This window comes from Burkholderia sp. Bp9099 (assembly GCF_003857805.1).
Classification (GTDB): Bacteria; Pseudomonadota; Gammaproteobacteria; order Burkholderiales; family Burkholderiaceae; genus Burkholderia.
On sequence record NZ_QTPU01000013.1, the window covers coordinates 194742 to 221725 of the forward strand.

Sequence of the window (26984 nt, forward strand, 5' to 3'; positions counted from 1 at the left end):
CGTCCATGCGTGACAATGCATACCATCGAGATGTAAGATATAACTTACATTTTCGTGCGGTGAACCTGCGTCGGGAGGTGAACATGCAACTCTATGAAATCGGTCAGGCCGTTGCCAAACGGCGGGCGGAACTCGATCTCACACAGGCCCAGCTTGCAAAACTCGCCGGATTGTCTCGTCTCACGGTGAACCAGCTCGAAACCGGCAAGGTCAAGGATCTTGGAATCAACAAGCTCATCCCGTTGCTCAGCGTGCTCGGCATCGAACTCCTGGCGCAGCCGCGATCGGCCCAAAGCGGCCTCTACAAGGCCGTCGTGAGCTCGAACGTCAGCTATAAGGGTGAATTGACCGAGCGACTGCTGGCGGACGCGCTGACCACGGGACAAATTCCGGCAGGGTACGAATCGCAGATCTCCGTCATCCTCGACGAGGTACCGTTGCCGGTGGTGGTGAAGGCCGCCGAAGAAGCGGCCGCACGCTCCGGCACGCCGCTTCGCGCCATCTGGAAAAACCTGGCCGCATGGTCGAAGGATCTTCATCTGTACCGGGAGGTATGGGCATGACTGCACCGGCCGAATTGCCCGACGGCCCGTGGCAGGGGCTTTTCCGCAAAACGCTGACGCTAATCGACGAGATACGCCAGTACGGCGCGGCACATCCGTTCTGGACATTTGGCGACGGCACCGTCCTCATGCTGCGTCACGGACATCGTGTCAGCAAGGACATCGATATCTTCGTACCCGACCCGCAGTACCTCGGGTACGTGAACCCACGCATCAGCGACGCCGCATCCGACATCACGACCGAGTACGAGGAACACGCCGGTTTCGTGAAACTGGTGTTGCCCGACGGTGAAATCGACTTCGTGGTCTCCCGAAACCTGATGTCTCCCGGTTACGACGAATGGATGCTGATGGACCACATCGTCAAGGTCGAGACTTCAGCGGAAATCGTGGCCAAGAAAATGTGGCATCGCGGAGATCGTCCCACCGCGCGAGACCTGTTCGATCTCTGCCTGGTCATCGAGCGGGAGCCGGAGAGCCTGATGGAGGCAAGCGCATTTCTCGTTCGCCATCGAGATACCTTCCTGCATCTGCTCGACGAACGTCGCACGTTCGTTCAGTCTCGCTTCAACGATATCTCGACACTCGGTTACACGCCGTCGTTCGACTACTGCGTGAATCTGGCCGGCGAGTTCCTCCGCCAGCTTCCCGACACCGGCACCGCGCGCAAATCGCATTCCCGCTGACGCCACTGCCCTTTCGCTGCCCCCGAAATCCGCTCGATCTTCGTATACCTCGGCTGCGCGCATGCCACAGCGGTGTCTCGCCGTTCGAATCGACCAGGTTCACGTCCGCCTTCGCATCCACCAGCAACTGCACGATCCGCACATGGCGCTCGCCGCCGTCGCCGAGCGCAATCGCTTCCAGCAGCGCGGCCGCGCCGAGCCGGTTCACGTGATCGACCTTCACGCCCGTGTCGATCAACGTGCGCACCGTGTCGCCGTGGCCACGCTCGGCCGCCCCTCGAGCGCGCCACCGTCGGCGGCGGCACTCGTGAGCTTCATCAACACAAACGCGCCGACGATCGCCATCCGTTTGAAAAACCCCCGGTGCCTCCTTGCAAGTCCGCCCGCACAGCCGCGCCGGGTCCGGCGAAACCGCGATTGCCCGCGGTCTCGGGCCATGTTAAAAGTCGTCGCACGCATTTGAAAATGAAATGCTCGAATCCGCAAAAGTGCAGAAATGAATAGACCTTTGTTCGACCTCGACCTGTTGCGCGCGCTCGTGATGGTCGCCGACTGCGGCAGCTTCACGACCGCGTCCGCGCGCCTGCATTCGACGCAGTCGACGGTCAGCCAGAAGGTGCGGCGGCTGGAGGAGATCGCCGGGCATCGCCTGCTCGATCGCGGTACGCGCGACGTGCGGCCGACCGACGCCGGCGTGACGGTGCTCAGCTACGCGCGGCGCATGATCGCGCTGAACGACGAGATGCTGGAAGCGCTGTCGGGCGCGACCGTCGCACTGACGATCCGGCTCGGCGTGCCCGACGATTTCGCGGCGGGCCGCACGACCCATGCGCTCGCCGCGTTCAAGCGCGATCATCCGCAGGTGAAGCTCGAGGTGACGTGCGGGCTGAGCCGCGACATTTGCGCGGCCTACGATCGCGGCGAGCTCGATCTCGTGCTGATCAAGCAGCGGCGCGACAGCCGCGAGGCGGTGGTGCGCTGGCCGGAGAAACTGCGCTGGATCGACAGCGCGCAGCATCCGACGATCGACCTCGATCCGGTGCCGATCGTCGTGTTCCCACCGCGCGGGCTTTATCGCGACGACATGATCAAGGCGATCGAGGAACGCGGCCGCCGCTGGCGGATCAGCTTCACGACGTCGAGCCTGAGCGGGATCCAGGCAGCCGTCGCGGACGGGCTCGGCATCAGCGTGCTGCCAGCGCGCGTGGTGACCGACGACCACGTCGTGCTGACCGACGCGCACGGCGGCTTCGCGCCGATCGAGCACATGGACATCGCGATCCTGCATCGGCCGACCGCCGATCCGATGGTCAGCGAACTGACGAAGGCGCTCGCAACGATGCTGGAGCACGAGCAGGAATGAGCGCAGCGATGCGGGCGGGCATCGACCGGGCGGCGGCGCATGTCGAGAAAACCGACCGTCAGAACATCGTGTTCCCGTTCGCCGCCTGCTCCGGCACCGGCTGGTTCACGTCCCAGTGTTCGACGATCTTGCCGTGTTCGAGCCGGAAGATGTCCACGATCGCGCTGCCGCGCGTGCCGGGTTCGCGCACCGCGTGCACGTGCAGGATCACGTAGTCGCCGTCGACGAACGAGCGCTTGATCTCGCTGTGCGACTGCGGATACTTGTCGCGCAGGAACGCGACGAACTTGCGGAAACCGTCGCGGCCGTCGGCCGCGTTCGGGTTGTGCTGCACGTACCGGTCGCCGACGTACGCGAGGGCGGCATCCGCATCCTTCTCGTTCAGGCCTTTCTCGTAGAACGCGAGCACCGTGCGGCGATTCGCCTCCTGCTGCGCGCCGTCCGCGCCCGCCGCCATCGCCTGCGCGGCCGCCGTCGCGAACGTCGCCGCGGCGATCCATCCTGCGGCCCGTGCGGCCATCGTGCGTGTGCGTCGCATCGTCGTCTCCCGGCAGATCAGGCTGAAGGAAGCCCGATCATAACCGGCACGATGCGGCGCCCGGTTCAGACCAGCGCGCCGTCGCGCGCGACGATCTTCCCCGACGACACGACGAGCCGCCGCGTCGGCCGCGCGACGACGGCCTCGGCGAACGTCAGCGCATCGACCAGCACGACGTCCGCGCGCTTGCCTGCTTCCAGGCCATAGTCGGCGAAACCGCAACCGCGTGCCGCGCCGTGCGTCACGCAGTCGAGCGCGACTTCGAGCGCGTCGTCGCGGCGGAAATCGTTGCGCATGCCGATCAGCATCGCGCGTTCGAGCATGTCGGGCGAGCCGTACGGCGTCCACGTGTCGCGCACGCCGTCGTTGCCGCCGATCACGGTCACGCCGGCCGCGCGGCACGCAACGACCGACGGCACCGGCACCGCGGCCGGCGCGGTCGTGACGATCGCGACGCCGAGTTCGGCCATCCGCGCGAGCAGCGCGTCGCGCTCGCGCTCGGCGATGTCGCCGAGGCAGAAGCCGTGGCTGATCGTGACCTTGCCCTGCATGCCGAGCGCGGCCGTGCGCTGCAGGATCAGATCGAGCGAATACGCGCCCATCGATCCGCGTTCGTGCAGATGCAGGTCGAGGCCGCGGCCATGACGCTCGGCGATTCCGAACAGCACGTCCACCGCTTCGACCGGATCGCCTTCGATCGCGCACGGGTCGAGACCGCCGAGCAGGTCGGCGCCCGCGCCGAGCGCGTCGGACAGCAGCGCGGCCGTGCCGGGCCGCTTGAGCACGCCCGACTGCGGAAACGCGACGATCTGGATCTCCACCTGGCCGCGCAGCGTCTCGCGCGTCGCGAGCACGCCGTGCAGATGGCGCAACCCGGCTTCGGTGTCGACGTCGACGTGCGTGCGGATGCGCGTCGTGCCGGCCGCGAGGAACGCGCGCGACAGCGCGAGCGACGCGGCGCCCGCGTCATGGCCGCTCGTCGCGCGGTAATTGCGCTCGTTCTCGATGCGGTCGACGAGACGCGGCCCCACCGCGTTGCGATACCACGGCATCCCCCAGTGGGTCTTGTCGAGATGCGTGTGGCCTTCGACGAGGCCGGGCAGCGCGAGCGCGCCCGCGCCGTCCTCGATCGCGCAGCCGGCCGGCGCGTCGAGCGACGGGCCGACGCGCGCGATGCGCTCGCCGTCGATCAGGATGTCGAGCGCTTCGTCGGCGTGCGTGCGGACGTTGCGGATCAGCAGGTTCGTCATGTCGGTTCCGGTGTGGTCGGTCAATCGTTCAGTCAGTTTGAAGCCGTCGCGATGCACGCACCGCGACGGCGGTCGGGTCGTCAGCGCGTGAAACGCAGCGCCGGCGCGAACGGCGCGCCGGTGTCGCTTTCGCCGCGCCGGAACACCCAGCGTTCGGCCGGCACGCCGGCGACGGCGGCCGCCGCATTCGGCGCGCGCACCGCGACGAAGCTCGCGTCGCAGCCGACCGCGATGCCGTAGTGCGCGAGGCCGAGCGCGCGCGCGCCGGCGTGCGTCGCCATGTCGAGCGCGATGCCGAGCGCTTCGTCGGTATGGAAGCCCGAGCGGTAGCCGACCATCATCGCGCGCTGCAGCATGTCGCCGTTGCCGTACGGCCACCACGCGTCGCGAATGTTGTCGTTGCCGGCGAACACGTGGACGCCCGCGTCGCGCAGCTGCTGAACCGGCGGGAATGCGCAGTCGCCCGGCGCGTTGGTCAGGATCGACACGCCGGCGTCGGCGAGTGCCGCGGCCGCACGCTCGACGTCGCCATGTTCGACCTGGCCGAGCGCATACGCGTGGCTCACGTTCACGCGGCCGCCGAGGCCGGCCGCGCGCGTGCGCGCCGCGATCCGCAGCAGTTGCGCGATGCCGGTCTCGCCCGGTTCGTGCAGGTGGATGTCGATCTTCGCGCCGCGCTTCTCGGCAATGCCGAACACGATGTCGAGCTGGCCGTCCGCGTCGCCGTCGAGCGTCGTCGGGTCGATCCCGCCGACCACGTCCGCGCCTTCGCGCACGGCCGCATCGAGGAGCGCGGCAGTGCCCGGGCACGTCGCCACGCCGGCCTGCGGAAACGCGACCAGTTCGATGTCGACGATTCCGCGCCACTGTTCGCGCGCGGCCATCACGGCGTGCAGGTTCGACAGGCCGGTCGTCGCGTCCACGTCGACGTGGCTGCGCATCGCGATCGTGCCGAACGCGGCGGCCTGCGCGATCAGCGCATTCGCGCGCTCGACGATCGGCGGCGCGGCCGCGAGCTGGCGCTTCTCGACCACGAGCCGCTCGCGCAGCGAGTCGACCGATTGGTGCGGCACCCAGCGGTCGCCGACGAAACTCTTGTCGAGATGGATGTGGCCGTCGACGAAGCCGGGCAGCACGACGCGGCCGCCGAGGTCGATCGTTTCGGCGCCGGGTGCGGCAGTGCAAGCGGCGCCGATCGCGACGAAGCGGCCGTCATGGACGACGAGGTTGACGGGCCGGCCGCCGGCATCGACGGCGTTGGTGAAGAAGCGATCGGTCATGAGTCGGAATGAGTGGGGCGGACGCTGCGCGACGCCGACGCGGACAGGGGAAGGCACCGCAGCCGGCACGGCGCGACCGTTGGCAGGGATGTGCGGTCACGATATCGGACGGGGCGGCCAGTGGCCAATTAAATGTCGCGATGCCGCGCATTCGATTTCGCGATATGCGGGCGAGCTGCCCGTCGGGCGTGGCGCGAAGATGGGGTGTGATCACCGGGCGGGCGCCCGCGGATGCCGATCGTCGCACAATCGGCGCCCTCACGCGGCTGCCGGACGGCGAACCGCATCGTCGAATCTCGGCCGCGCCGCACCGCGATTTGCGCGGCAACAGACTTTACACGTTGTTACCCGGCCGCACCGGACGTGCATCCGCCCTTTCCTTATACTCACGCCGAGTTCGCCACCCGTCCCGGAATTCGTCGGCGAACACGTTGCCGATGCAGGAAACATCATGATGCGCATGCCTTCCACGAAGACCGTTCTGTTCGCCACGCTCGTCGCCGTGGCGGCGCTTCCGCTGACCGCCTGTGTCGCGCCGGGCTACTACGGCGCGCAACCGGGCTATCCGCAGCAACAGTACGCGACGCCCGGCTACGCGCAACCCGCGTATTCGCAACCGGGTTACGTGCAGCCGCAGCAGCCGGCCTATCCGAACCAGGCGCCGCAGTACGACCAGTACGGCAACCCGCAGCCTTACGGCGGCCAGTACGGCAACGGCTACGGCACGCAATACGGCACCGTCGCGAACATCCAGCCGATCAACGGCTCGGTCGGCACGTCGGGCGTCGCCGGCACCGTCGTCGGTGCGCTGGTCGGCGGCCTGGTGGGCAACCAGTTCGGCCGCGGCCACGGCCGCGATGCGGCCACCGTGATCGGCGCGCTCGGCGGCGCCGTCGCCGGCAACCAGATCGGCCAGCAAATGGGCGCGGCCCAGCCGCCGAGCAGCTACCGGATCGACGTGCGGGTGAGCGACGGCTCGACGCGCTCGTTCGACGTGCAGTCGCCGGGCGACCTGCGCCCGGGCGATCGCGTGCAGATCAACGGCAATCAGCTGTCGCGGTATTGAGGCGGATCGCATGCGCCTGAGCTGATCGGGTGCATCACACGTATCGCGGACACCTCACGTCGCGGAGGCGGTATCGAGGCGGATCGCATGCGCCTGAACTGATCGGGCGCATCACATATATCGCGGCCCCCTCACGTCGCGGACGTATTTCGCGTGTCCGGCGGCGCTTCGGCGCAATGGCCGGCACGCGCTTCACTTCATCCCTCTTCCACGAGTCGGCGCGGCATGCCTGTCGCGCACGGCACTGCGTCGTCACGTTCCTCACGTCGCGCGCCACATGCACGCGTTCGCGTCCAACGCAACGGCAGGTGCGTTCGCATCCGGCTCGTTTCCACGCGCATGCGTTCGGCGCCCCGAGCACGATTGCCTGCGGACTTCGCGAACGCGCAGCGATGCTCCACGCGTCATCCCGACCATCACTCGCGCCTCGGTAGCGCGCTTCACGCCTGTCGATGCGGCGTGCCGATCGCACCGGCAAATGCGTGTGTTTTCGATTAGCATCGGTCGATGCCTTGCCGCGCACCGCGCCGCAGATTCCGACCTTCCGGCACACCAACGACAACACCGACCGATGATCACGATCCGCCTGCTCGACGCCGCCGACGCGGCGCAATTCCAGTCCGTCCGCCTGCGCGCGGTCGACTCGTCGCCGACTTCGTTCCTGCCGACCCGCGACGAGGAAGCCGGCGTCCCGGTCGACGAATTCGCGACGCGCATCACGCCCACCCACGAGCGCGCCGTGTTCGGCGCATTCGACGATGCATCGCTCGTCGGCATCACGGGCGTGCGCCGCGACGCGCGCGCCAAGGTCGCGCACAAGGCGACGATCTGGGGCGTGTTCGTCGACCCCGCGTATCGTGGCCGCGGCATTGCGCAATCGCTGCTCGACGGCGCGACCGCGCATGCGGCGCATGCGTGGAAGTGCAGGCAACTGATCCTGTGCGTGAACGAGATCAACGGCACCGCGGAACGCTTGTATGTGTCTCAAGGGTTCGTCCGGTTCGGCACGGAACCGCGTTCGCTGTTCGTCGACGGCCGCTTCTACGATGAACATCACATGGTCAAGACGCTGGCATGACGCGTCGCGTTCGCGCGTATCGGCCGGCCGCACGCGAACGCCCCTCCACCCCGTTGCGCCACCGCTTGCCGGTGCTCGTCGCGTTGCTGCCCGCCCGGCGATCGTCACGTTCGTCAGCGTCATCGCGCTCACATTGAATGCATGGATCGCCCCCGCCGATGTGACCATCGGCATGCCCGATACACCGGCGTGCCGAAGTCGTAGTTGCCGATCGTCACGCCGGCAATCGGCTGCACGGCGGGCAGCGGCGGCGTGCCGTTGTAGTCGAACGCAACCGGCCCCTGCACGACGATCGCCTGGAAACACGACGCAGTCACGCCGCTCAACGTCACGTCCGAGATCGCCACGTTCCGCGCGACCGGCGGCCGCGTGTGTACCGCATCGTTCGCGGGCTGATCGTCGCGGTCGAACGCGCCCCATTCATATGTCGTCGTACCATACTGTGCAGCCTAGACGCGATCGAGGCTGGGGATGAATTGGTTGTTTACTCCGATTACATTGGTCTAATGCCGTAAATGTGAGTACACACTCACATCTAATTTCGCGCCCCAAGAGATAGGTTGTCGTATGTTTATGCGCAAAAACTTCGACTGAAAGACCCCGCCCGATACGTCCGACGGGGCCACGGCCTTACTCGCCGACTGCGGAAACCCGCTCCACCGCCGGCTCGCGTCCAGCCGACGCGGCCGGTTCGAACACCAGCACGACACTGGCCGGATTACGGCCGACAGTCGGCTGCCCGGTTCCGCGCACGTCCTGCACGTGCGCGCTGATCTTCACGTCATGAGTTTCGTCGTAGCCGTCGAAACCGTCGTGTCCGCGCTTCGCCAGCCGGACCGGCCGGCCGGCGCCAGGCACCGTGCCCCGGTCGCCCGCGTTGTCCGTCAGACCGACCTTCACATCGGCCAGGCCGTCAACGCCGCTCGGCGAACCGGACGGCCGCAACAGTACGACGTTGATATCGGGATTCGTCGCGCGCACGCGAATCGGCAACGTTGCGCCGACGGTCTGCTGCGCGCCGCCCGTCGCGTTCAGTTCGACCACATCGCCCAACGCCGAGTTGTCCGGCCTCGAAACGAACAGACTGTCGCCGATGTTCGCGGTCAGCGTGATCTTCTTGACGACCGCCTGCGGCGATGTCGGCCCGGCGTACGTCAGGCCGGTCAATGCGCAGCAAGCGGCGAGCGCGGCGAGTTGATGGTGGATCTTCATTGTGAGGTCCCGCTTTCAGGATGGTTGAAACCCGGTTGCCGAAATAGCCGGCCCGTTTCGAGCGCCCGATCACCATCGCAATGAAAAATCCGCATTCCGTTATCCCGAAATTGGCCTGCAATGCGAGGTGGAATTCGCTTCGCTCAGCCGTATGCGTGTGCGATCGAAGCACCCGCCAGCCATTGCGATCGTGCGTCGGATACGCTGCACAGCCAGCAACGATGGCATCCGGCAGACCGCATGCGCCACGGCTTACCACCACGATAGGTCGCGAAACCTCATACCAGAATCCATGAAAACCTTCATGTTTCTGCCGGGTTTCGATTTACCTGTGCAATCTCGAAATCAAACAGGAATTCGCCGCGAACATGCCGTACTCACTTGCGCATCGGTGTCGGTAATTCTGCGTCTGTTCAGCCCCCGCCCGCCGCGCTATCGTTGTTCCACCTTCACAGCCCAGGAGTTGCCTTTGCCTTCCCGCCACGGAGTCGACCTCATCCGCGCCCGCGCGCTGTTCGATCGCGAGCGCCGTGCATTCACCGAAGCCATGCCGATCTCCCGCGCGTTGTCCGCGGAAGCGTCCGAGCATTTGCTGTTCGGCGTGCCGCTGCACTGGATGCAGGACTGGTCGACCCCGTTCTCGCTGGTCGTGAAGGAGGCGCGCGGCGCGACCTTCACCGACGTCGACGGTCATCGCTACGCGGACTTCTGTCTCGGCGACACGGGCGCGATGTTCGGCCATGCGCCCGAGCCGGTCGCACGCGCGCTCGCCGAACAGGCGACGCGCGGCTACACGACGATGCTGCCGAGCGAGGACGCCGCCTGGGTGTCGCGCGAACTCGCGCGCCGCTTCAGGCTGCCGGTCTGGCAGTTCGCGCTGAGCGCGAGCGACGCGAATCGCTTCGTGCTGCGCTGGGCGCGCGCGGCCACCGGCCGCAACACGATCGTCGTGTTCAACGGCTGCTATCACGGCACGGTCGACGACGTGTTCGTCGATCTCGTCGACGGCCGCCCGGTGCAGCGCGACAGCCTGCTGGGGCAGTCCTACGACCTGCTGGCGAACACGCGCGTGGTCGAGTTCAACGATCTGGCCGCGCTCGAGGCGGCGCTGAAGGATGGCGACGTCGCATGCGTGCTCGCCGAGCCGGCGATGACGAATATCGGCATGGTCCTGCCCGAGCCGGGCTTCTGGGAGGCGGCGCGCGAACTCACGCGCCGCTACGGCACGCTGCTCGTGATCGACGAAACCCACACGATCAGCAGCGGCCCGGGTGGCTACGCGGCCGCACACGGTCTCGAACCGGACGCGCTGGTGGTCGGCAAGCCGATCGCGGGCGGCGTGCCGTGCGCGGTGTACGGATTCAGCGCCGAATTCGCGGAACGCGCGAAACAGGCGAAGCTGAGCGCACCGCCCGGCCATTCCGGGATCGGCACGACGCTCACCGCGAACATGCTCGCGATGCATGCGATGCGCGCGACGCTCGCCGACGTCGCGACCGATGCCGCGTATGCGCATATGTTCGAACTGGCCGCGCGGCTTGCGACCGGGCTCGAACAGGCGATCGCGAAGCATCGGCTGCCGTGGTGCGTGACGCGCATCGGCGCACGCACCGAGTTCCAGTTCACGCCGGTGCCGCCACGCAACGGCACGATCGCCGGCGAGCAGCTCGACAGCGAACTCGAGCACATCGTGCATCTGTATCTGCTGAACCGCGGGGTGCTGATCACGCCGTTCCACAACATGATGCTCGTGTGTCCGCAGACGACGGCCGACGATGTCGACACGCTCGTCGCGCAGTTCGACGCGTGCCTGGGTGAACTGGTGTGATGTGGGACACGCGGTGTGTCCGGCCCGCCTGCATCGGGCCGACCGGACACATGCCCGACGCTACTTCGGCAGATCCGTCGAATCGACCTGCGCGCCGGGCACGCCCACGGAGCACGCACTCACTTCCCGCTCCACACGCAGCGCCGCACACGTATCGACGCGCCTACTTCGGCAGATCCGTCGGATCGAGCTGCGTGCCGGGCACGCCCGCGGTGCGCGCACTCACTTCGAGTTCGTCGCGCAGCGCCGCAAGCGTATCGCCGGCGCCGCCGCCCTGCCCCGACGCCGCACCGCCATCGAGCGCCGGCAGGATGTAGCCGTTCACCATCCGCCGGAACAGCTTCACGTTCTCCGCGTCGCGCAGGCCGCCGTCCACCGGCAGCACGCCCGTCATCACGATCACCGTATTGCGCTTCGGCAACACCGTGATGAATTGCCCCTTGAAGCCCATCGCGTCGAATTCCGGCTCGCTGTCGACGATGTTGTTGATCCACCAGTAGTAGCCGAAGTGCGGCGACACGCGCGGCGCCGTCATCTGCGCGATCCACGCCCGCGGCACCACCTGCCGCCCCTGCCAGCGCCCGCCGTCGAGCACGAGCATGCCGATCTTCGCCATGTCGACGGCGCGCAGCCGCAGCCCCCAGCCGGCCGACACGAGCCCGGTGCGATCCGCGCGCTCCCATGCCGCGCGCTTCATGTCGAGCGGGCCGAACAGGTGCGTGCGCGCATAGCGCTCGACGGGCTCGCCGGCCGCCGCGCTCAACATCGCCGACGCGAGGATCGGGTTCACGTCGGTGTACTCGAACGCGGTGCCCGGCGCGACCTTCGGCGCGGCCGACGCGGCGAGCCTCAGCCGGTCCGGCGCGGTGTAGTAGATCGGATCGTCCTTCGGGCTGAAGTCGTAATGCAGGCCGCTCGACATCGACAGCACGTGCTTCAATTCGATGCCGCGCTTGTCCGCGAGCGCGCCGCCGAGCTCGGGGCGCCACGCGGCAAGCCGCGCGGCCACCGGCTCGTCGAGCTGCACGGCGCCATGCTCGACCAGGATGCCCGCGACGAGCGACGTCACGGCCTTCGTCACCGAGTACAGCTCGTAGGTCGAGTCGCGCGACGCGTTCGCGCCGTAGCGCTCGAAGATCAGCTTACCGTCCTTCACGACGAGCAGGCTGTACACGTCGAGCTTCTGCTCGCGGATCCAGCGCGACAGCGCGACGAGCCTGCGCGAATCGACGCCGACGTCTTCGGGTGCGGCCGCCGCGATGCCGGTTTCATGCAGCGGCAACGCGTCGGCCGCGTGCGCCACGGACAGCATCGGTGCCAATGCCGAGGCCAGCGCCCCGCCGCCGATCAGCAACGCGGCAACCCGTGCGAGCAGCCGGCGCATGAACGGCGCAGCGGGCCGCCGTGCATCGGAACGCCACACGGACGAATGGTCACTGAAATTTGCAATCCTCATCAAATCTCCGGCGCATCGTTGAACGCGGTGGCGGTACCGGGCACCCCCTTCGTCTGCCGGCTGCGCTCGAGTTCGTCGCGCAGCGCCTGCGTGGCTGCCGCGCTTTCGACCGGCGGCCGCGCGGGCGTGAGCGCCGGCAGGATGTAGTCGTCGACCATCCGCCGATAGAGGTTCAGGTAGGTCGCGTCGCGCAACCCGCCGTCGGTCGGCAGCAGGCTCGTCATCACGACGACCGCGCGCTGCGCGGGCAGCACCGTGATGAACTGCCCCTTGAAGCCCATCGCGCCGAATTCCGGCGTGCCGCGCTCGACGACATGGCCGATCCAGCAGTAGTAGCCGTAGTCGGCCGCGGCCGGCGATGGCGTCGTCATCTGCCGGACCCAGCCGGCCGGCACGACCTGCTTGCCGTTCCAGCGGCCGTTGTCGAGCAGCAGCATGCCGATCTTCGCCATGTCGACGGCGCGCAGCCGCAGGCCCCAGCCACCCGCCACCGCGCCGGTGCCGTCGGCGCCGCTCCAGCGGTAGTGCGCGAAGCCGAGCGGCTCGAACAGCCGCTCGCGCGCGAAGTCGTCCTCGCGCTCGCCCGCGGCGATCGACACGGCCGTACCGACCAGCACCGGGTTCACGTCGATGTAGTCGAAATGCGTGCCGGGCGGCTGCGCGGCACGGCTCGTCACGGCAACCTGCAGCCGGTCGGGCGCGTCGTAGTACAGCGGATCGGTGCCTTCGCGCGTCGTGTAGCGCAACCCGCTCGACATCGACATCAGGTGCCGCAGCTCGATATCCTGCTTGTCCGCGAGTTCGCCCGCGAGATCGGGCCGCGCGGCCGCGATCAGCGGCGCGACCTTCGTCGACGGGCCGAGCTTGCCATCGCCGTCGAGAATGCCGGCGAGCAGCGCGGTGATCGTCTTCGTCACCGAATACAGCTCGTAGTTGTTGTCGCGCGTGAGGCCGTCGCCGTAGCGCTCGAACACGATCTTGCCGTCCTTCACGACGACCAGGCTGCGCACGTCCATCCGGTCGCGGCGCAGCCATTCGGACAGCCGCACGAGCGGCGCCGAATCGACGCCGGCCGCTTCGGGCACGACGCTCGGCGGATCCTGCGGCGCGCCGCCGGCAGCCAGCGCCGGGCCGCCGCCGCATGACCCGGCGACGATCGCCGCGGCCGCGAGGCCGCGCATTGCGAGGGAAACGCTCATCGTAGCTCCTGTTGAAACGGCGCCCGCCGCGTCGCGCGGGCGCTCACATCGCAATCGCATCGCGCGACATCAGTCGAGGCACGGCTTGCCGGCCGGCAGGAACTGCCCGCGCCCCGGCTCCGCCGCGAGCAGCCGGCCGTCCTCGACGAGCAGCTCGCCGCGCGACAGGCAATGACGCGGCCAGCCCGTCACCTCGATCCCTTCATAAGGCGTGTAGTCGACCGCATGATGCAGCGACGCATTCGCGATCCGCACGCGCTTGTCCGGATCCCACACGACGATATCCGCGTCGGCACCGACCGCGATCGTCCCCTTGCGCGGATACAGCCCGTACAGCTTCGCGGGGCGCAGCGAAGTCAGCTCGACGAACTGGTGCAGCGACAGGCGCCCGTTGCGCACGCCGTCGAACAGCAGCGGCAGGCGCGTCTCCAGCCCCGGAATGCCGTTCGGGATATGGTCGAACGAGACGGCCTGCCCGCCCGGATGCTTGCCGCACGGATCGTCGTAGTTGAACGGCGCGTGATCGGACGAGAATACCGAGAACACGCCCTGCTTCAGCGCCTTCCACACCGCCTGCTGGTTCGCCGGATCGCGCGGCGGCGGGCTGCATACGCATTTCGCGCCTTCGTAGCCGTCGTGACCGTGATGACCGAGATCGGCGGCCGTCAGATACAGGTACTGCGGGCAGGTTTCGGCGAGAATTGGCAGCCCGCGCGACTGCCCCCAGCGAATCTGCTCGATCGCCTCGGCGCCCGATACATGCACGATCAGGATCGGCACGTCGACGAGTTCCGCGAACGCGATCGCGCGATGCGTCGCCTCGCGCTCGACCACGGCCGGCCGCGCGTGCGCATGAAAATGCGGCGCGACGTGGCCGTCGCCGAGCAGCCGCTCGGTCAGCCAGCCGATGCAGTCCGAATTCTCCGCATGCACCATCACGAGCGCGCCGTGCTCGCGCGCGACCGACAGCACGTCGAGCATCTGCCGGTCATTCAGCTTCAGGTCGTCGTAGGTCATGTACACCTTGAACGACGTGTAGCCGTTCGCGATCAGCCGCGGCAGCTCGTCGGCCAGCACGTGCGGCGTCGGATCGGCGACGATCAGGTGAAAACCGTAGTCGATCAGCGCGCGCCCTTCCGCGCGCCGGTGATAGTCGTCGACGGCCGCCTGCAGCGACTGCCCCTTCGCCTGCGCGGCGAACGGCACGACGGTGGTCGTGCCGCCGCACAGCGCGGAGCGCGTGCCGGACAGGAAATCGTCGGCCATCTTCAGCCCGTCGGGCATCGGCTGGTCGAGGTGGCAGTGCGCATCGACGCCGCCCGGCATCACGAGCATGCCGCTCGCATCGAGCTCGCGCGGCGCGCGCGGCAGCCCGTGGCCGAGCATGGCCACGCGCCCCGCGCGGATGCCGATGTCGCACGAGAACCGGTCCGCCGCCGTCACGACGTCCGCGTGACGGATCACGAAATCGAGATCGTTCGACATGACGCGCGCCTCAGATCACGTCGCTGAAGAGACGCCCCCAGCCCTTCACCTGCCGCGTGTCGTAATCGGCGAGCTGCAGCGACTTCCACACGACGGTCGAGATCGTGTCGTAGATCGGAATGCCCGTCTCTTCCTCGAGCGCCGGCACCAGGTGCGCGGCGTTCAGGTTCGTGCAGAAGATCGAGATCGCGCGCGGGCCGGCCTTCGCCACTTCGCGCACCATCCCGCCGATCTGGTCGCCCGTCACTTCGGAGAACGAGAAATTGACCTTCAGGTTCAGATGGCGCTCGGCGATGCAGTTCAGCCCCGAGCGGCGATAGTTGTCGACGATCTTCGTCTGCACGTCGTCGAGATACGGCGTGACGAGGCCGAACTCGTGCGCGTTCGTCTTCTTCAGGATCTCGTTGAGCGCGAGCACCGAGGTCGTGGCGGGGATCCCGGTCGCTTCGGTGATGCGCTGGCACAGCCGCTCGTCGGCCTCGAAGCCGAGCCAGCCGGACGACGTGCCGTTCCATGCGATCACGTCGACCTTCGCGTCCGCGAGCAGCATCGCGGCCTGGATGATCTTGTCGTCGTCGAACTGGCCGAGCGCCTGGCCCGTCAGCGAGATTTCGGTGACGGGAAAGCGCGCGAAGTGCGCGGACACGCCCGGCAGGCCGGCGACCATCGCGCTCGTCAGCGGTTCGAGCGACGTGTTGGACGAAGGGGTGAGCATGCCGAGCAGGGTACGTTTCTTCATGATGGGTTTTCTCTCTACCAATGAATGCAGTCGATGCAGTGAAAGGGGGCGGTCAGACGGGGAGCTTGTTTTCGTAGTCGATCGCGCTGGAGCACACGAACAGGCCGACGCCGGCCGCCGCGAACACCATCAGCGCAAGGAAGTAGGAACCGGTGAACTGCACGATCGCGCCGACGAGGATCGGCACGGTGATGCCGCCGATGTTGCCGCCGAGGTTCATGAGGCCGCCGAGGAAGCCGATCTTGTTGCGTGTGCCGAGCGACGACGGGATGCACCAGTACAGCCCGCACCAGCGCAGGAAGAACAGCGTCGTCGACAGCAGCGCGACGCACACGACCGGGCTCTTCACGTAGGCGACGGAAAAGATCGACACGGTCGCGATCACCGCGGCGATGCCGAACAGCGTGCGCATCACGACGTTCGGACGCCCGCCCGCGGCTTTCCACTTGTCGGCGATCCAGCCGCCGAGCAGCTCGCCGACGAAGCCGCAGAAAAAGATGATGAAGGTCGACCCGCCCATCTGCTTGATGTCGAAGCCGTGCACCTTGTGCAGGTAGTTCGGCATCCACGTGAGCAGCCCGTAGAACACGCTGTTGAAGCACATCCAGCCGAAGAACATGCACCACACCGAGCGGTATTTGAAGAAGTCGCGCGAGCGCCCCGATGCACCGGCCGGCTCGGCCGCGAGGTCGCTCGCGTGCGACGCCTCGATGTAGTCGGCCTCGAGATCGTTGACGCCCGGATGCTCGCGCGGCGTGTTGCGGATGTAGTACCACGCGAGGAAACCGGCCAGCACGGTGCCGACGCCGGCCACCGCGAACGCGAGCCGCCACGAGCCGAGCAGCGCGATCAGGCCGGCGATCAGCACCGCGCCCAAGGCCGCGCCGAGCGGCGCGCCGCCGTCGAGCAGCGTGGCGCCGCGGCCGCGCTCGGTCTGCGTCATCCAGATCGCGTTGAGCTTGCCGCCGGCCGGATAGATCGGCGCTTCGGATGCGCCGAGGCCGAGGCGCGTGAGCAGCAGCGACGGCGCGTTCGTGCACAGCGCGGCGATCGCCTGGAAGAAGCCCCAGAACACGGTCGCCGTCGCGATCACGATGCGCGGCTTGAACCGGTCTGCCAGCATCCCGCCCGGGATCTGCATCACCGCATAGGTCCAGAAGAACGAGCTGAGGATCAGGCCCTCCATCGCCGGCCCGATCTTGAACTCCTGCGAGATGTAAGGCATGGCGACGGACAGCGACGCGCGATCGACGTAGTTGATCGCGATGAGGCTCAGCATGACGACGAATATCTTCCAGCGGACGGCGGACTTGCCGACCGTCAGGGCGGCGACACCGGAGGTTGAAGACATGGACGGACTCCAGGGATGAACGAGGATGGTCAGGACGTCGCGCAACGTTGAGCCGAGTATAGGATTAGAAATTTATAATTACCGTTAGCGTAAACGCTTGGTTTCATTGAATTTGTTTTATCACTATCGTGGTGCAGGGTAAGCCCCGATATCGTGATAAGCTTGCGCCATCATGAGCCAGACACCCCGCAATCCCCTGCTTCTGCGCACGCGCGGCATGGCCGCGGAGATCGCCGCGCGCCTGCGCGTGATGATCGACGAGGGCGAACTGCCGCCCGGCGCGCGGATCGACGAAAAGGAACTGAGCCTCGCGTTCGACGTGTCGAAGACGCCGCTGCGCGAAGCGCTGAAGGTGCTCGTCGCGGAAGGCGCCGTCACGCATCGCCAGTACATCGGCTATCGCGTCGCGTCGATCGACATCGACGATCTCGTGTCGACGTTCGAGTTGCTGCACGGGCTCGAGGCAATGGCGGGCGAATTGCTGCGCAAGCGGATCGGCACGTCGACGCTCGCCTCGCTGCAGGCGAAGCACCGGCGGATGGTCGAGTGTCACGAGGCCGGCAAGCGGGTCGAGTATTTCCGGCTGAACCAGCAGATTCATCAGATGATCATCGACGCGGCCGGCAACCCGGTGCTGTCGGGCATTTATGCGTCGCTGATGTCGAAGGTGCACCGCGCGCGCGGCGCCGCGAACGCGGACACGCTGCGCTGGGCCGAATCGCTGCACGAGCACGAAGCGATCATGGCTGCGCTCGCCGATCCCGACCACGCACGGCTGCCGCAGGTGCTGCGCAGCCATTCGGAGAACACCGCGCGCGAAGTGCTGGCGATCCTCGATCGCACCGGCACGGCCGACGTGTCGGCCAAGCGGGCGGCCGAAGCGTAACGGCCTGCCGGCGAACCGAACGCGTAGCGGGGCCCTGCGAACAGACCGCCGACGGCCTGCTACGCCGCCTTCAACGCCCGTCGCGCCACCTCCGCGAAATACCGCGCGCCGACCGGCAGAATCTCGTCGTTGAAATCGTACGCCGCGTTGTGCAGCGGCACCCCGCCGCGCTCGGCCGCTTCGCCGTTGCCGATGAACACGAAGTTGCCCGGCACCGCCTGCAGGAACGCGCCGAAGTCCTCCGAGATCATCATCGGCTGCACGTCGGCGTTCACCGCGTCGGCGCCCGCGACGTGCGCCGCGGCCTCGACGGCCGTGTCGACCCATTCCGGGGAATTCACCGTCGGCGCGAACTCGTGCGTGTATTCGAACGTGCAGGTCGCACCGTGCGCGCGGCAGATCCCTTCGCTGATCTCGCGCATCCGCGTTTCGAGCAGCGTTTGCACGTCGCGCGCATAGCTACGCGTGTCGCCCTTGATCGTCACCGTCGACGGCAGCACGTTGCGCAGCCCGTCGGTGATGAACTCGGTGCACGAGATCACCGCCTGCAGGCCCGGATCGAGATTGCGCGACACGATCGTCTGCAGCGCGAGCACGATCTGCGAGCCGATCACGATCGGATCGATGCCCATGTGCGGGCGCGCCGCATGCGTGCCGCGCCCGTCGATCCGGATCACGAAGTTGTCCTCGCTCGCCATGATGCCGCCCGCGCGCGTCGCGAACGTGCCGGCGCGCATGCCCGGCATGTTGTGCGCGCCGAAGATCGCGTCGACCGGGAAGCGCTCGAACAGCCCGTCGGCCATCATCGCCTTCGCGCCGCGGCCATGTTCCTCGGCCGGCTGGAAGATGAAGCGCACGGTGCCGTCGAAGTCCTTGCGCTCGGCCAGCAGTTGCGCGGCGCCGAGCACCATCGACATGTGGCCGTCGTGCCCGCACGCGTGCATCTTGCCCGGCGTGCGCGACGCATGTTCGCGGCCCGGCGCGTGCTCGGCGATGTTCAGCGCGTCCATGTCCGCGCGGATGCCGATCGCGCGCGTGCCGGTGCCGGCCGTCAGGTTCGCGACCAGCCCCGTGCCGCCGATCCCGCGCTGCACGTCGAGCCCGAGTGTCGTCAGGATCCGCGCGACGTAGTCCGACGTGTTTACTTCCTCGAAACCCGTCTCCGGGTGCTGGTGCAGATGCCGGCGCCAGGTTTTCAGCCGGCCCTGCAGCGTGCTTCCTGCCGTTGCGTCCAGTGCGTCCATCGTGCTTGCCTCGTCGGTCGTCAGGTCGTTCGGGTCGCTCAGGCTTCCGCGGCCGCGCGGGTCCGCGTCAGCCAGTCGCGCTGGCGCGCCAGCACCGCGTCGGCCGTCTCGCCGACACACCGCCGGTAGACGCTCGGCGCGGTCGCGCCTTCCGTGTTGATCGCCAGCACGCGCGCGTTCGCATCGAGCCCCGCCTGCCGCGCCAGCGCCGGATCGCGCATCAGCACGGTCAGCCCCGCGATGCCCGCCGCGCCCGACTCGCCGGACACGAACGGCACGTCACGTTCGCTGCCGGCGGCCAGCGCGCGCATCGCCTGCACCGCGTCGTCGTCGTCGATCAGCATGAAGTGATCGATGCCCGGCTCGAGAAAGTCCCATGCGAGCGGCGACGCCTCGCCGCACGCGAGCCCCGCCATCACCGAGTCGACGCTGCCGGTCGCCTTCGTCGCGCGCCCGGCGAGCGCGCTCTGGTACAGGCAATCGGCCTGGCGCGGCTCGACGACGATGAAATGCGGCCGCCGTGCGCCGGCATGCTCCCACAGATAGCTCGCGACACCGGCCGCAAGGCCGCCGACGCCGCCCTGCAGGAACACGTGCGTGAACGGCCGGTTATCGCCGCTGCCATCGCCATCGCCGAGGTTGCCCTCTGCCGCCGCCTGCGCGAGCGCCTCGGCCGCGATCACGCCGTAGCCCTGCATCACGTCGCGCGGAATCGCCTCGTAGCCGTCGTACGACGTATCCGACACCACGTGCCAGCCGTTCGCGTCCGCGAGCTGCGCGGCGTGCACGACCGATTCGTCGTAGTTGCCGGCGATCCGCACGATCCGTGCGCCATGCGCGGCGATCGCATGCTCGCGCTCCGCGTCGACGTGCGCGTGCAGTACGATCACGCAGTGGCAGCCGATCGCGCGCGCGGCGGCGGCCAGCGCGCGGCCGTGATTGCCGTCGGTTGCGCTGATCACCGTCAGGTCGGCCAGCGACGCCGCATAGCGGCCCGTGACGAGCCCCTGCGGATCGAGCGCCTCGTTGCGCCGCAACCGCTTCACGAGCCGCATCAGCGCGATCGGCGCGCCGAGCGCCTTGAAGCTGCCGAGCGGCGAACGGCACGCTTCGTCCTTCACGCTGACGCTCGCGACGCCGAGCCGCGCGGCCAGATCGGGCAGCGCGCGCAACGGCGTGCGGGCCGCGCCGACGAGCGGCCAGTGCGCGAGCCACGCGCCGCTCTCGTCGGCCGCGGCGATGTTCATGATGCGGCGCAGCGTGTCGGGATAGTCGGTGCGCGACGCGCGGGGATTGGCGATCAGCATGGCTGGAAGGGCTCCGGAAATTGGCCGCGCGGGCGGCCCGGCGGTGAATGCGGTGCGGGCGCATACGGGTTGCGCACGCCGTCGGTCCGAAAAATAATATTGCGCATCCCGGTCAATAAAATCGCCAAATCGGCGCTCCGGACGCAAAAATTTCTCATTCTTTCGAGGCTGCCGCACCATCATGCCCACCCCACTCGATGCGTTCGATCGCAAGCTGCTGATGGAAGTCCAGCGCGACGCGAACACGCCGCAGACCGAACTCGGCGCCCGCGTGAACCTGTCGACCGCCGCCGTGAACCGCCGCCTGCGGCGGCTCGCGGAAGACGGCGTGATCGAGCGCTACACGGCGGTCGTCGCGCCGGAGAAGGTCGATCATCCGCTGACGATCGTCGTGAACGTCGAAGTCGAGCGCGAGCAGATCGACCAGCTCGACGCGATGAAGCGGACCTTCGAGCGCTGCCCGCAGATCCAGCAGTGCTACTACGTGACCGGGGAATGGGATTTCGTGCTGATCCTCGCCGTGCGCAACATGGATCAGTACAACGCGCTCACGCGCGAGCTGTTCTTCGCGAACAACAACGTGAAGCGCTTCAAGACGCTCGTGAGCATGAGCCGCGTGAAGGTCGGGCTCGAGGTGCCGATGGATCCCGGCGAGTGACGCTCGAACGTCAGCGCCTGTCGGCAGCCAATGAACCGAAAAACGTCGCGACCTTCGCCTTGCTCGTCGTCTGCAATCGCGACATCAGCCCGTGATCGACCTGCCGCAACCCGTAAGTCTCGCCGATGTCGCGCTGCATCCGGCACCACAGATGGCTCGCGATCTCCGCGTCGACCATCGCGCGGTGGGCACGGCCCGTCTGCGGCAAGCGCAGCATGGTCGCGAGGTTCGACAGCCGGTGACTTTGCGCGTGCGGGTAGAGGCGCCGCGCGACGAGCATCGTGCATGCGAACGCATGCTCGGCCGCCATGCCGAGCATGCCGAGTTCGGCCTGCCAGAACCGCTTGTCGAAGCCGGCGTTGTGCGCGACGACGGGATGGCTGCCGACGAACGCGGCGGCTTCCTTCATGACCTTCGCCACCGGCGGCGCCGACGCGATCATGTCGTTCGTGATCCCCGTGAGCGCGACGACGTCGGACGGAATGCGGCGGCCGGCGTTCATGAGGCTCTGGTAGCGGTCGACGATCTGGCCGTCGCGCAGCAGGATCACGGCGATCTCGGTCGCCCTGTCGCCCATGTTCGGAGACAGCCCGGTTGTTTCGAAGTCGAGTACCGCTACGGTTTGCATGGTCGAATCGGAGGAAGGATAGCTGGCGGCGCACGTCGGCCGGGACGTGTCTCGCCGACGCGAAAGCGCCACAGTGTATCCCCGGATGCCGCGTCGGGCGGCAAACTCGATCGTCATGCGCGGCGCACCGCCGTTTCCATCCGGACGGACCGGGACGCTCGCGCCATCCGCCGCCGAACGGCGGCGAATGTACCGAAGCTTCCGCGCGTCGGTACATCCCCCTTCCCTACATCATCGACAACTGAAGCTCGCCCCCGAATTCACGTCGCCCGAGCCGTTGTAGCGCGCGACCTGCGGATACGGACACAGCGGCCGCGTGCGTCCCGCGCCCCACGACGTCGGCACGTCCGCGTTCGGCACCGCGTTCGTCGTGTCGCGCGCCGTGGCGACGATCGCCGCCGGCGCCTGCCCCTGCTCGACCCACGCGACGAGCGGCGTCAGCATGTCGAACTGGTCGGCCGCCGGCCCGCCCGAGCAGTGGTTCATGCCCGGCACCGGATAGAAGCGCGCGAAGCCCGACGCGTCGCCGCCGTTCGCCTGCGCGAGCCGCCCGTACCAGTCGCTCGTGTCGTTGAACGAGAACACCGGGTCACCGGTGCCGTGATAGACGAGCAGCTTCGCGCCGCGCGATTTCAGCGCGGACAGGTTGGTCTCGTCAGGCGGCGTCATGAACGACCACGACGATTGCGTGTACACGCCGTTCGTCGCGAAGATCGCCGGCGCGTCGTTGTCCATGTCGAAGCCGAGCGCGAAGCCGGTGAGATTCGCGAGCGTCGCGGCGGTTTTCGGCGGCGTCATGAACGTGAATGCCATCGCGGCCGGGTCAAGCGTGACCGAATTCGACTGCTTCCACGCGGCCCAGCCGCCGCTGGCCATGCCCGGATCGTACGGAAAGCTCGCATAGAGCGCCGTGCCCGCGCTGTTGCGCGCGCCCGCGAACACGTTCTCGAGCGCGCTCTTCTGCGCGGTCGTGAGGCACGCGCCGGTGCGCGTGCCGTTCGCGCAGGTCGGGATGTCCGTCTCGACGCTGAAATGCGCCTGGCACGCGGCGACGTCCTGCACCATCCCGTCGGCCACGCCATCGAGCGCATCGCACTTGTCGAGAATCGTCGCGCCGACGAACCGGCGCTCCGCATCGGTGAAGCCGCTGCGGATGTCGGGCAGCCCGTTCGTCCCGGTCGCCGACGCGATCTTCGCGAACTGCTGCGCGCCGTACATCTCGCCGATCGCCGCCTTCGGCAGATGGAAGCCCGGATCGCCCGCGATGATCCCGTCGTAGTCGCCCGCGTTGCGCACGGCCGTGACCATCGCGTGCCGGCCGCCGTTCGAGCAGCCGCCGAAATAGCTGCGGTCGGGCGTCTTCCCGTATGCGAGCCGGATCACCTGCTTCGCCATCGGCGTGAGCGCGTCGACCGCGCCGTAGCCGTAATCGATGCGCGCCTGCGGATCGAGGCCGAACAGCGGGTTCTGCGCGGCGCTGTGCCCGGAATCCGAACTGATCACCGCGAAGCCCTGGTTCAGCGCGTCGGTCAGCGGGCCGCCGCCGCCGATTTCGCCGGTCGCGGTCACGACGTTGCCGTCGAGCCCGCCGTTCGCCTGGTAGAAGAAGCGGCCGTTCCACGCTTTCGGCAAGCGCATCTCGAAGCCGATCGCGTAAGTCTTGCCGTCCACCGCGCTCACGCGCTCGTTCATCTTCCCGTCGATCACGCAGTGCTCGGCGATCGGCTTGCCGGCCACCGTCAGCGCGCCGGCGGCCGCGGTCGTCACCGACGTGAACGACGTGTTCGCATACGCGAGCTTCGCGGCGAGCGCGTCGCACGTCTGCGCCATCGCGGCCGGCGTCGCGGCGCTCAGGTGCGTCGGCGTGGCGCTGACCGAATCGTCGCCGCCGCAGCCGGCGAGCATGGCCGCCGCGGACAGCGGCGCAATACAGAGGAATGCAGATTTCCTGTTCAAGATAGCTCCCGTTCGTCTGGCTGCCGGATCAGAACATGTGCCGCACGCCGACCATCGCGCCGAGCTGCCCCATCCCTGCGCCGGGCGTCGTGCCGGGCCCGCCGCCGCTGACCGCGTAGCGTGCATGCGCGCTGTTCCACAGATACGACGACTGTGCGTAGACGGCCGTGCGCTTGCTCAGCAGATAGGTCGCGCGCAGCGTGGCCATCGTCGCGCGCGTGTCGTGCGCGCTGTTGACGATCCGGTAGCCTTCGCCGTCGACGACGAAATCGGGCTTCACCGCATACGACGCGCCAAGGAAGAACAGGTCCGAATGCGCGCCCGGCGCGGCCGGCGAACCGGTCGACACGCGCCGCCCGATCCAGCCCGCGCCGATCCGCGCGCCCGCCGCCTGCGCATACGCGCTCACGTGCGTGCGCGCGTCCTTGCCGCCGCTGCTGGTAAAGGCGACCGGCGCGACGCCGTCGAAGAAGTTCGCGGCCGCGCCGGTGCCGCCGCGCTGCTCCTCGTACGACGCCGCCGCACCGAAATACGCGCTGTCGTACTTGAGCATCACCGACCAGTTGCGGCACTGGACGGCATCGCCCGGCACCTGCCCCGCGCAGGTGCCCTGCCCCGGCGAGTTGCCGGTGCCCGCGCCGTCGCGGCCGAACGAATACGCGGCGCCGAGCGTCACGCCGCGATAGGTGCCGACGTAGGTCACCGCGTTGTCGGCGCGGCCGTTAGGCACGTATGCGTCGAACGAGCCGAGCCCGTAGATGTCGGGGCCGATGATGTCCGCGCCCTGCAGCGCGAGATAGGTCATCGTGTACTGGCGGCCGAACGCGAGCGTGCCGAAGCCGCTCTTCAGCCCGACGAACGCCTGCCGCCCGAACAGCCGGCCGCCCTGGCCGAGATCGCCGCCGCGCACGTTGAAGCCGCTTTCGAGCGTGAATACCGCCTGGTAGCCGCCGCCGAGATCCTCGGTGCCGCGCAGGCCCCAGCGCGACGGCAGCTCGCCCGTCACGCCCGGCATGCGCACGACGTGGTCGCCGGCCGCGTTCGCGTGCGACACGAACTCGACTCCCGTATCGATGATCCCGTACAGCGTCACGCTCGACTGCGCGTGCGCGCCGGTCGCGGCGAGCGCGCATGCGCCGGCCGCCAGCAAGGCTTTGGTGTGCTTCATGGTGTTCGTCTCCAGACCTGTGTCGTAATCGCGCTCTACCGGCGCTCGTGGTTGAAATGGGAAGAAATCAGTCGTGCGCCTGCGGGCGCCGGATCAGCACCAGCGCAGCGACGGCGGCGACGAGCGTGACGGGAATGCTCGCGCCGATCACGACCGACGCGCTGCGGCCCATTGCGAGCAGTTCGGCGGCGGCGAGCGGCCCGACCACCGAGCCGAGGCGGCCGACGGCAACGGCGGAGCCGACGCCGGTGCCGCGCATCGCGGTCGGGTAATAGATCGCGGCCAGCGCATACAGCACCGACTGGCCGCCGACGACGAACATCCCGGCCGCGAACGCGGCGGCGGACAGCCACAGGAGTCCAGGTGCGATCGCCAGCGCGGCAAGCGACAGCACGATCCCCGCGTACATGCCACCGACCACGCGCGATGGACGCAAGCGGTCCATCGACATGCCGATGCCGAGCACGCCGAGGCCGCTGCCGATGTTGAAGAAGATCTGCACGATACCGGCCTGGCTGCGAGCGAGCCCCTTCGCGGCCATCAGCGACGGCAGCCAGTTCAGCAGGAAATACAGCACGATCAGCGTGCAGAAGTAGCTGAGCCACAACGCCAGTGTCGTGCCGGTGCGCGAGCCGCCGAACAGCGTCTGTCCGACGCTGGGGCGCGCCGCGCCCGATGCGCTGACGTCGAGGAACGCACGCGATTCGGGCAGCAGTGCGAGCAGCAGCGGCGCGAGCAGCAGCGGGCCGACACCCCCGACATAGAAAATGTGCCGCCATTCGGTGTCGCCCGCGAGCAGCACGCCGATCAGCGACGCGATCACGCCGCCGAACGGAATCCCGCAGTACATCACGGCCACCGCGCTGCTGCGCGAGCGTGCGTCGACCGCTTCCGACGACAATGCAATGAGGTTCGGCATCGCGCCGCCAAGGCCGAGGCCGGTCAGCGCACGAACGGCGACCAGCATCGCGAAGCTCGACACCTGCGCGGTCGCGATCGACAGCAGCCCGAACAGGCAGACCGACGCGATCAGCACGTGCTTGCGGCCAACCCGGTCGGCCAGCCAGCCGCCGAGCATCGCGCCCGGCAGCAGGCCGAACGTGCCCGCGCTGAACGCGAGCCCCATCTGTGAAACCGAGAGCCCGAATTCGTGGGCCATGCGCGGTGCCGCGACGCCGACCGACTGCAGGTCGAGCCCCTCGAGCAATGCGATCGCGAAACACAGGCCGAGCGTCGTCGCGACGGCCGGCCTTGCGGCAACGGAAGTGTCCATGTCGTCTCCTAACCGTGACTCGCGCGGCATACGCGGAACGTATGCGCGGTGTCCTTGCTTTATCGTGATCGGGTCTCGTCAATTTATCAGGTAACCTGATTAAGAACCCGAAAGAAAATCCCGTCGAGGGACGGGATGATTTAATAACAGGTAACCTGATATTTCAAGTGTCGCGAGCGCGGTGTTAACCCGCAACCCGTTCGCAACCCGGGCCACGCTGCGGCGTGGCCCGGCGCGGCCGGCGGAACCGGAACGAAAGACGCGGCGGCGTGCTCAGTCGCGCAGGTTGCGCACGAACAGTTCGAGCGTGCGGTGAACCTGCGCGACGTCGTCGGCGCTCACGTCGTCGCCGAGCATCCGGCGTTCGAGCGGCCGCAGCACCTGCTCGCATTCGCGCAGGATTGCCGAGCCCTCGTCGGTCAGACGCAGCAGGATCACGCGGCCATGGCTGGGATCGGCCTCGCGCGTCACGAAGCCGCGGGCGGCCATCGCAACCATCACTTCGTTCGCGGATTGCGGCGTGATGAACGAGCGCACCGCGAGTTGCGCATTGGACAGCGCGCCGCGCGCCTCGAGCACCGACAGCGCCGTGTACTGCGCGAGCGTCACACCGAGCGGCGCGAGCGCATCGCTCATCTGGCGGCGCAGCAGCCGGTCGAGATTGCCGATCAGGTAGGTAAGCCGCTGCTGCGAACGCATGCGCGGCCTGGCTTCGCTGGCGCGGGCCGTGCGTTTCGTGCCGGCCGGTTTGACGGGTGTCGAGCTCATGA

General features: G+C 68.0%; 26 protein-coding genes and 1 pseudogene. 9 read left to right on the forward strand and 18 right to left on the reverse strand.

Annotated features, from left to right (window positions below):
* Positions 1-83: 83 nt before the first annotated feature.
* Both DIE17_RS17285 and DIE17_RS17290 read left to right on the forward strand, forming a co-directional pair.
* Complete coding sequence (locus tag DIE17_RS17285) at positions 84-563, forward strand: helix-turn-helix domain-containing protein (RefSeq protein WP_124486031.1); 480 nt, start codon at positions 84-86, stop codon at positions 561-563.
* Positions 560-1249, forward strand: coding sequence for a nucleotidyl transferase AbiEii/AbiGii toxin family protein (locus tag DIE17_RS17290; protein ID WP_124921181.1), 690 nt, complete (start codon positions 560-562; stop codon positions 1247-1249). The genes DIE17_RS17285 and DIE17_RS17290 overlap by 4 nt, the downstream gene beginning before the upstream one ends.
* Here DIE17_RS17290 and DIE17_RS38325 read toward each other — a convergent pair.
* Positions 1131-1496, reverse strand: coding sequence for an ankyrin repeat domain-containing protein (locus DIE17_RS38325; RefSeq protein ID WP_311768787.1), 366 nt, complete (start codon positions 1494-1496; stop codon positions 1131-1133). The genes DIE17_RS17290 and DIE17_RS38325 overlap by 119 nt on opposite strands.
* Between DIE17_RS38325 and DIE17_RS38330 the strand changes: the two genes are divergently transcribed.
* Together DIE17_RS38330 and DIE17_RS17300 are read left to right on the forward strand one after the other, a co-directional pair.
* A complete protein-coding gene (locus DIE17_RS38330) occupies positions 1392-1712 on the forward strand; it encodes a hypothetical protein (RefSeq protein ID WP_185500305.1) in 321 nt (106 codons plus the stop codon). The two genes, DIE17_RS38325 and DIE17_RS38330, sit on opposite strands and share 105 nt — an antisense overlap.
* A 33-nt stretch (positions 1713-1745) precedes the next feature.
* Positions 1746-2612, forward strand: a complete 867-nt coding sequence (locus DIE17_RS17300; RefSeq protein WP_044844964.1) for a LysR family transcriptional regulator — start codon at positions 1746-1748, stop codon at positions 2610-2612.
* 58 nt (positions 2613-2670) lie between these two features.
* Here DIE17_RS17300 and DIE17_RS17305 read toward each other — a convergent pair whose 3' ends face one another.
* The 3 genes from DIE17_RS17305 to DIE17_RS17315 form a co-directional block, all read right to left on the reverse strand.
* Positions 2671-3150 carry a nuclear transport factor 2 family protein gene (locus DIE17_RS17305; protein ID WP_124486028.1) on the reverse strand — a complete coding sequence of 160 codons (480 nt, stop codon included), beginning with the start codon at positions 3148-3150 and terminating at the stop codon, positions 2671-2673.
* A 65-nt stretch (positions 3151-3215) separates the two neighbouring features.
* On the reverse strand, positions 3216-4400 hold the full coding sequence (locus DIE17_RS17310) for an amidohydrolase family protein (protein ID WP_124520114.1): 1185 nt from the start codon (positions 4398-4400) through the stop codon (positions 3216-3218).
* Between the two features lie 80 nt (positions 4401-4480).
* Complete coding sequence (locus tag DIE17_RS17315) at positions 4481-5680, reverse strand: amidohydrolase family protein (protein WP_124921182.1); 1200 nt, start codon at positions 5678-5680, stop codon at positions 4481-4483.
* A 451-nt stretch (positions 5681-6131) separates the two neighbouring features.
* Between DIE17_RS17315 and DIE17_RS17325 the strand changes: the two genes are divergently transcribed.
* Together DIE17_RS17325 and DIE17_RS17330 are read left to right on the forward strand one after the other, a co-directional pair.
* On the forward strand, positions 6132-6746 hold the full coding sequence (locus tag DIE17_RS17325; RefSeq protein ID WP_044844961.1) for a glycine zipper 2TM domain-containing protein: 615 nt from the start codon (positions 6132-6134) through the stop codon (positions 6744-6746).
* 571 nt (positions 6747-7317) lie between these two features.
* Entirely contained in the window at positions 7318-7824 is a 507-nt protein-coding gene (locus DIE17_RS17330; RefSeq protein WP_124486024.1) for a GNAT family N-acetyltransferase, read from the forward strand.
* 90 nt (positions 7825-7914) lie between these two features.
* Here DIE17_RS17330 and DIE17_RS38005 read toward each other — a convergent pair.
* A pseudogene (locus tag DIE17_RS38005) lies at positions 7915-8273 on the reverse strand (endopolygalacturonase); the annotation flags it as partial.
* 181 nt (positions 8274-8454) lie between these two features.
* On the reverse strand, positions 8455-8991 hold the full coding sequence (locus DIE17_RS17340; RefSeq protein WP_260427252.1) for a fimbrial protein: 537 nt from the start codon (positions 8989-8991) through the stop codon (positions 8455-8457).
* 514 nt (positions 8992-9505) lie between these two features.
* Between DIE17_RS17340 and DIE17_RS17345 the strand changes: the two genes are divergently transcribed.
* Complete coding sequence (locus DIE17_RS17345; protein ID WP_124486022.1) at positions 9506-10864, forward strand: aspartate aminotransferase family protein; 1359 nt, start codon at positions 9506-9508, stop codon at positions 10862-10864.
* Positions 10865-11027: 163 nt separating this feature from the next.
* On the opposite strand, the gene DIE17_RS17350 is transcribed toward DIE17_RS17345, so the two are convergent.
* The 5 genes from DIE17_RS17350 to DIE17_RS17370 form a co-directional block, all read right to left on the reverse strand.
* Positions 11028-12320 carry a serine hydrolase domain-containing protein gene (locus tag DIE17_RS17350; RefSeq protein ID WP_124921183.1) on the reverse strand — a complete coding sequence of 431 codons (1293 nt, stop codon included), beginning with the start codon at positions 12318-12320 and terminating at the stop codon, positions 11028-11030.
* A complete protein-coding gene (locus DIE17_RS17355) occupies positions 12320-13519 on the reverse strand; it encodes a serine hydrolase domain-containing protein (protein ID WP_124486020.1) in 1200 nt (399 codons plus the stop codon). The genes DIE17_RS17350 and DIE17_RS17355 overlap by 1 nt, the downstream gene beginning before the upstream one ends.
* A gap of 69 nt (positions 13520-13588) precedes the next feature.
* The gene (gene hydA / locus DIE17_RS17360; RefSeq protein WP_124486019.1) at positions 13589-15004 is read right to left on the reverse strand and encodes a dihydropyrimidinase; all 1416 of its coding nucleotides are present in this window, start codon (positions 15002-15004) and stop codon (positions 13589-13591) included.
* A 10-nt stretch (positions 15005-15014) separates the two neighbouring features.
* Complete coding sequence (locus DIE17_RS17365) at positions 15015-15743, reverse strand: aspartate/glutamate racemase family protein (protein ID WP_124486018.1); 729 nt, start codon at positions 15741-15743, stop codon at positions 15015-15017.
* Between the two features lie 52 nt (positions 15744-15795).
* Entirely contained in the window at positions 15796-17094 is a 1299-nt protein-coding gene (locus DIE17_RS17370) for an MFS transporter (RefSeq protein WP_124486017.1), read from the reverse strand.
* A gap of 172 nt (positions 17095-17266) precedes the next feature.
* Here DIE17_RS17370 and DIE17_RS17375 point away from each other — a divergent pair, with 172 nt between their 5' ends.
* Positions 17267-17980, forward strand: a complete 714-nt coding sequence (locus tag DIE17_RS17375; RefSeq protein WP_124486016.1) for a GntR family transcriptional regulator — start codon at positions 17267-17269, stop codon at positions 17978-17980.
* 59 nt (positions 17981-18039) lie between these two features.
* On the opposite strand, the gene DIE17_RS17380 is transcribed toward DIE17_RS17375, so the two are convergent.
* Both DIE17_RS17380 and DIE17_RS17385 read right to left on the reverse strand, forming a co-directional pair.
* Positions 18040-19224: a M20 aminoacylase family protein gene (locus DIE17_RS17380; RefSeq protein WP_124520128.1), complete on the reverse strand. Its 1185-nt coding sequence runs from the start codon at positions 19222-19224 to the stop codon at positions 18040-18042.
* 38 nt (positions 19225-19262) lie between these two features.
* Positions 19263-20531: a diaminopropionate ammonia-lyase gene (locus DIE17_RS17385; protein WP_124921184.1), complete on the reverse strand. Its 1269-nt coding sequence runs from the start codon at positions 20529-20531 to the stop codon at positions 19263-19265.
* A 181-nt stretch (positions 20532-20712) separates the two neighbouring features.
* Here DIE17_RS17385 and DIE17_RS17390 point away from each other — a divergent pair, with 181 nt between their 5' ends.
* Positions 20713-21189, forward strand: coding sequence for an Lrp/AsnC family transcriptional regulator (locus DIE17_RS17390; RefSeq protein WP_124486013.1), 477 nt, complete (start codon positions 20713-20715; stop codon positions 21187-21189).
* A 10-nt stretch (positions 21190-21199) separates the two neighbouring features.
* Here DIE17_RS17390 and DIE17_RS17395 read toward each other — a convergent pair whose 3' ends face one another.
* The 5 genes from DIE17_RS17395 to DIE17_RS17415 form a co-directional block, all read right to left on the reverse strand.
* Positions 21200-21817, reverse strand: a complete 618-nt coding sequence (locus DIE17_RS17395) for a PolC-type DNA polymerase III (protein WP_124486012.1) — start codon at positions 21815-21817, stop codon at positions 21200-21202.
* Between the two features lie 231 nt (positions 21818-22048).
* Positions 22049-23773, reverse strand: coding sequence for a tannase/feruloyl esterase family alpha/beta hydrolase (locus DIE17_RS17400; RefSeq protein ID WP_124921185.1), 1725 nt, complete (start codon positions 23771-23773; stop codon positions 22049-22051).
* Positions 23774-23801: 28 nt separating this feature from the next.
* Positions 23802-24941: a porin gene (locus DIE17_RS17405; RefSeq protein ID WP_124520138.1), complete on the reverse strand. Its 1140-nt coding sequence runs from the start codon at positions 24939-24941 to the stop codon at positions 23802-23804.
* A gap of 67 nt (positions 24942-25008) precedes the next feature.
* Complete coding sequence (gene mhpT, locus DIE17_RS17410; protein ID WP_124486009.1) at positions 25009-26214, reverse strand: 3-(3-hydroxy-phenyl)propionate transporter MhpT; 1206 nt, start codon at positions 26212-26214, stop codon at positions 25009-25011.
* Positions 26215-26487: 273 nt separating this feature from the next.
* Entirely contained in the window at positions 26488-26982 is a 495-nt protein-coding gene (locus tag DIE17_RS17415) for a MarR family winged helix-turn-helix transcriptional regulator (RefSeq protein ID WP_027790251.1), read from the reverse strand.
* Positions 26983-26984: the final 2 nt, after the last annotated feature.

What these genes read in the sequence shown, in the direction of transcription:
- DIE17_RS17285 (WP_124486031.1), top strand. Translation starts at nt 84, where the DNA reads ATGCAACTCTATGAAATCGGTCAGGCCGTTGCCAAACGGCGGGCGGAA.
- DIE17_RS17290 (WP_124921181.1), top strand. Translation starts at nt 560, where the DNA reads ATGACTGCACCGGCCGAATTGCCCGACGGCCCGTGGCAGGGGCTTTTC.
- DIE17_RS38330 (WP_185500305.1), top strand. Translation starts at nt 1,392, where the DNA reads ATGGCGCTCGCCGCCGTCGCCGAGCGCAATCGCTTCCAGCAGCGCGGC.
- DIE17_RS17300 (WP_044844964.1), top strand. Translation starts at nt 1,746, where the DNA reads ATGAATAGACCTTTGTTCGACCTCGACCTGTTGCGCGCGCTCGTGATG.
- DIE17_RS17305 (WP_124486028.1), bottom strand. Translation starts at nt 3,150, where the DNA reads ATGCGACGCACACGCACGATGGCCGCACGGGCCGCAGGATGGATCGCC.
- DIE17_RS17310 (WP_124520114.1), bottom strand. Translation starts at nt 4,400, where the DNA reads ATGACGAACCTGCTGATCCGCAACGTCCGCACGCACGCCGACGAAGCG.
- DIE17_RS17315 (WP_124921182.1), bottom strand. Translation starts at nt 5,680, where the DNA reads ATGACCGATCGCTTCTTCACCAACGCCGTCGATGCCGGCGGCCGGCCC.
- DIE17_RS17325 (WP_044844961.1), top strand. Translation starts at nt 6,132, where the DNA reads ATGATGCGCATGCCTTCCACGAAGACCGTTCTGTTCGCCACGCTCGTC.
- DIE17_RS17330 (WP_124486024.1), top strand. Translation starts at nt 7,318, where the DNA reads ATGATCACGATCCGCCTGCTCGACGCCGCCGACGCGGCGCAATTCCAG.
- DIE17_RS17350 (WP_124921183.1), bottom strand. Translation starts at nt 12,320, where the DNA reads ATGAGGATTGCAAATTTCAGTGACCATTCGTCCGTGTGGCGTTCCGAT.
- DIE17_RS17355 (WP_124486020.1), bottom strand. Translation starts at nt 13,519, where the DNA reads ATGAGCGTTTCCCTCGCAATGCGCGGCCTCGCGGCCGCGGCGATCGTC.
- hydA (WP_124486019.1), bottom strand. Translation starts at nt 15,004, where the DNA reads ATGTCGAACGATCTCGATTTCGTGATCCGTCACGCGGACGTCGTGACG.
- DIE17_RS17365 (WP_124486018.1), bottom strand. Translation starts at nt 15,743, where the DNA reads ATGAAGAAACGTACCCTGCTCGGCATGCTCACCCCTTCGTCCAACACG.
- DIE17_RS17370 (WP_124486017.1), bottom strand. Translation starts at nt 17,094, where the DNA reads ATGTCTTCAACCTCCGGTGTCGCCGCCCTGACGGTCGGCAAGTCCGCC.
- DIE17_RS17375 (WP_124486016.1), top strand. Translation starts at nt 17,267, where the DNA reads ATGAGCCAGACACCCCGCAATCCCCTGCTTCTGCGCACGCGCGGCATG.
- DIE17_RS17380 (WP_124520128.1), bottom strand. Translation starts at nt 19,224, where the DNA reads ATGGACGCACTGGACGCAACGGCAGGAAGCACGCTGCAGGGCCGGCTG.
- DIE17_RS17385 (WP_124921184.1), bottom strand. Translation starts at nt 20,531, where the DNA reads ATGCTGATCGCCAATCCCCGCGCGTCGCGCACCGACTATCCCGACACG.
- DIE17_RS17390 (WP_124486013.1), top strand. Translation starts at nt 20,713, where the DNA reads ATGCCCACCCCACTCGATGCGTTCGATCGCAAGCTGCTGATGGAAGTC.
- DIE17_RS17395 (WP_124486012.1), bottom strand. Translation starts at nt 21,817, where the DNA reads ATGCAAACCGTAGCGGTACTCGACTTCGAAACAACCGGGCTGTCTCCG.
- DIE17_RS17405 (WP_124520138.1), bottom strand. Translation starts at nt 24,941, where the DNA reads ATGAAGCACACCAAAGCCTTGCTGGCGGCCGGCGCATGCGCGCTCGCC.
- mhpT (WP_124486009.1), bottom strand. Translation starts at nt 26,214, where the DNA reads ATGGACACTTCCGTTGCCGCAAGGCCGGCCGTCGCGACGACGCTCGGC.
- DIE17_RS17415 (WP_027790251.1), bottom strand. Translation starts at nt 26,982, where the DNA reads ATGAGCTCGACACCCGTCAAACCGGCCGGCACGAAACGCACGGCCCGC.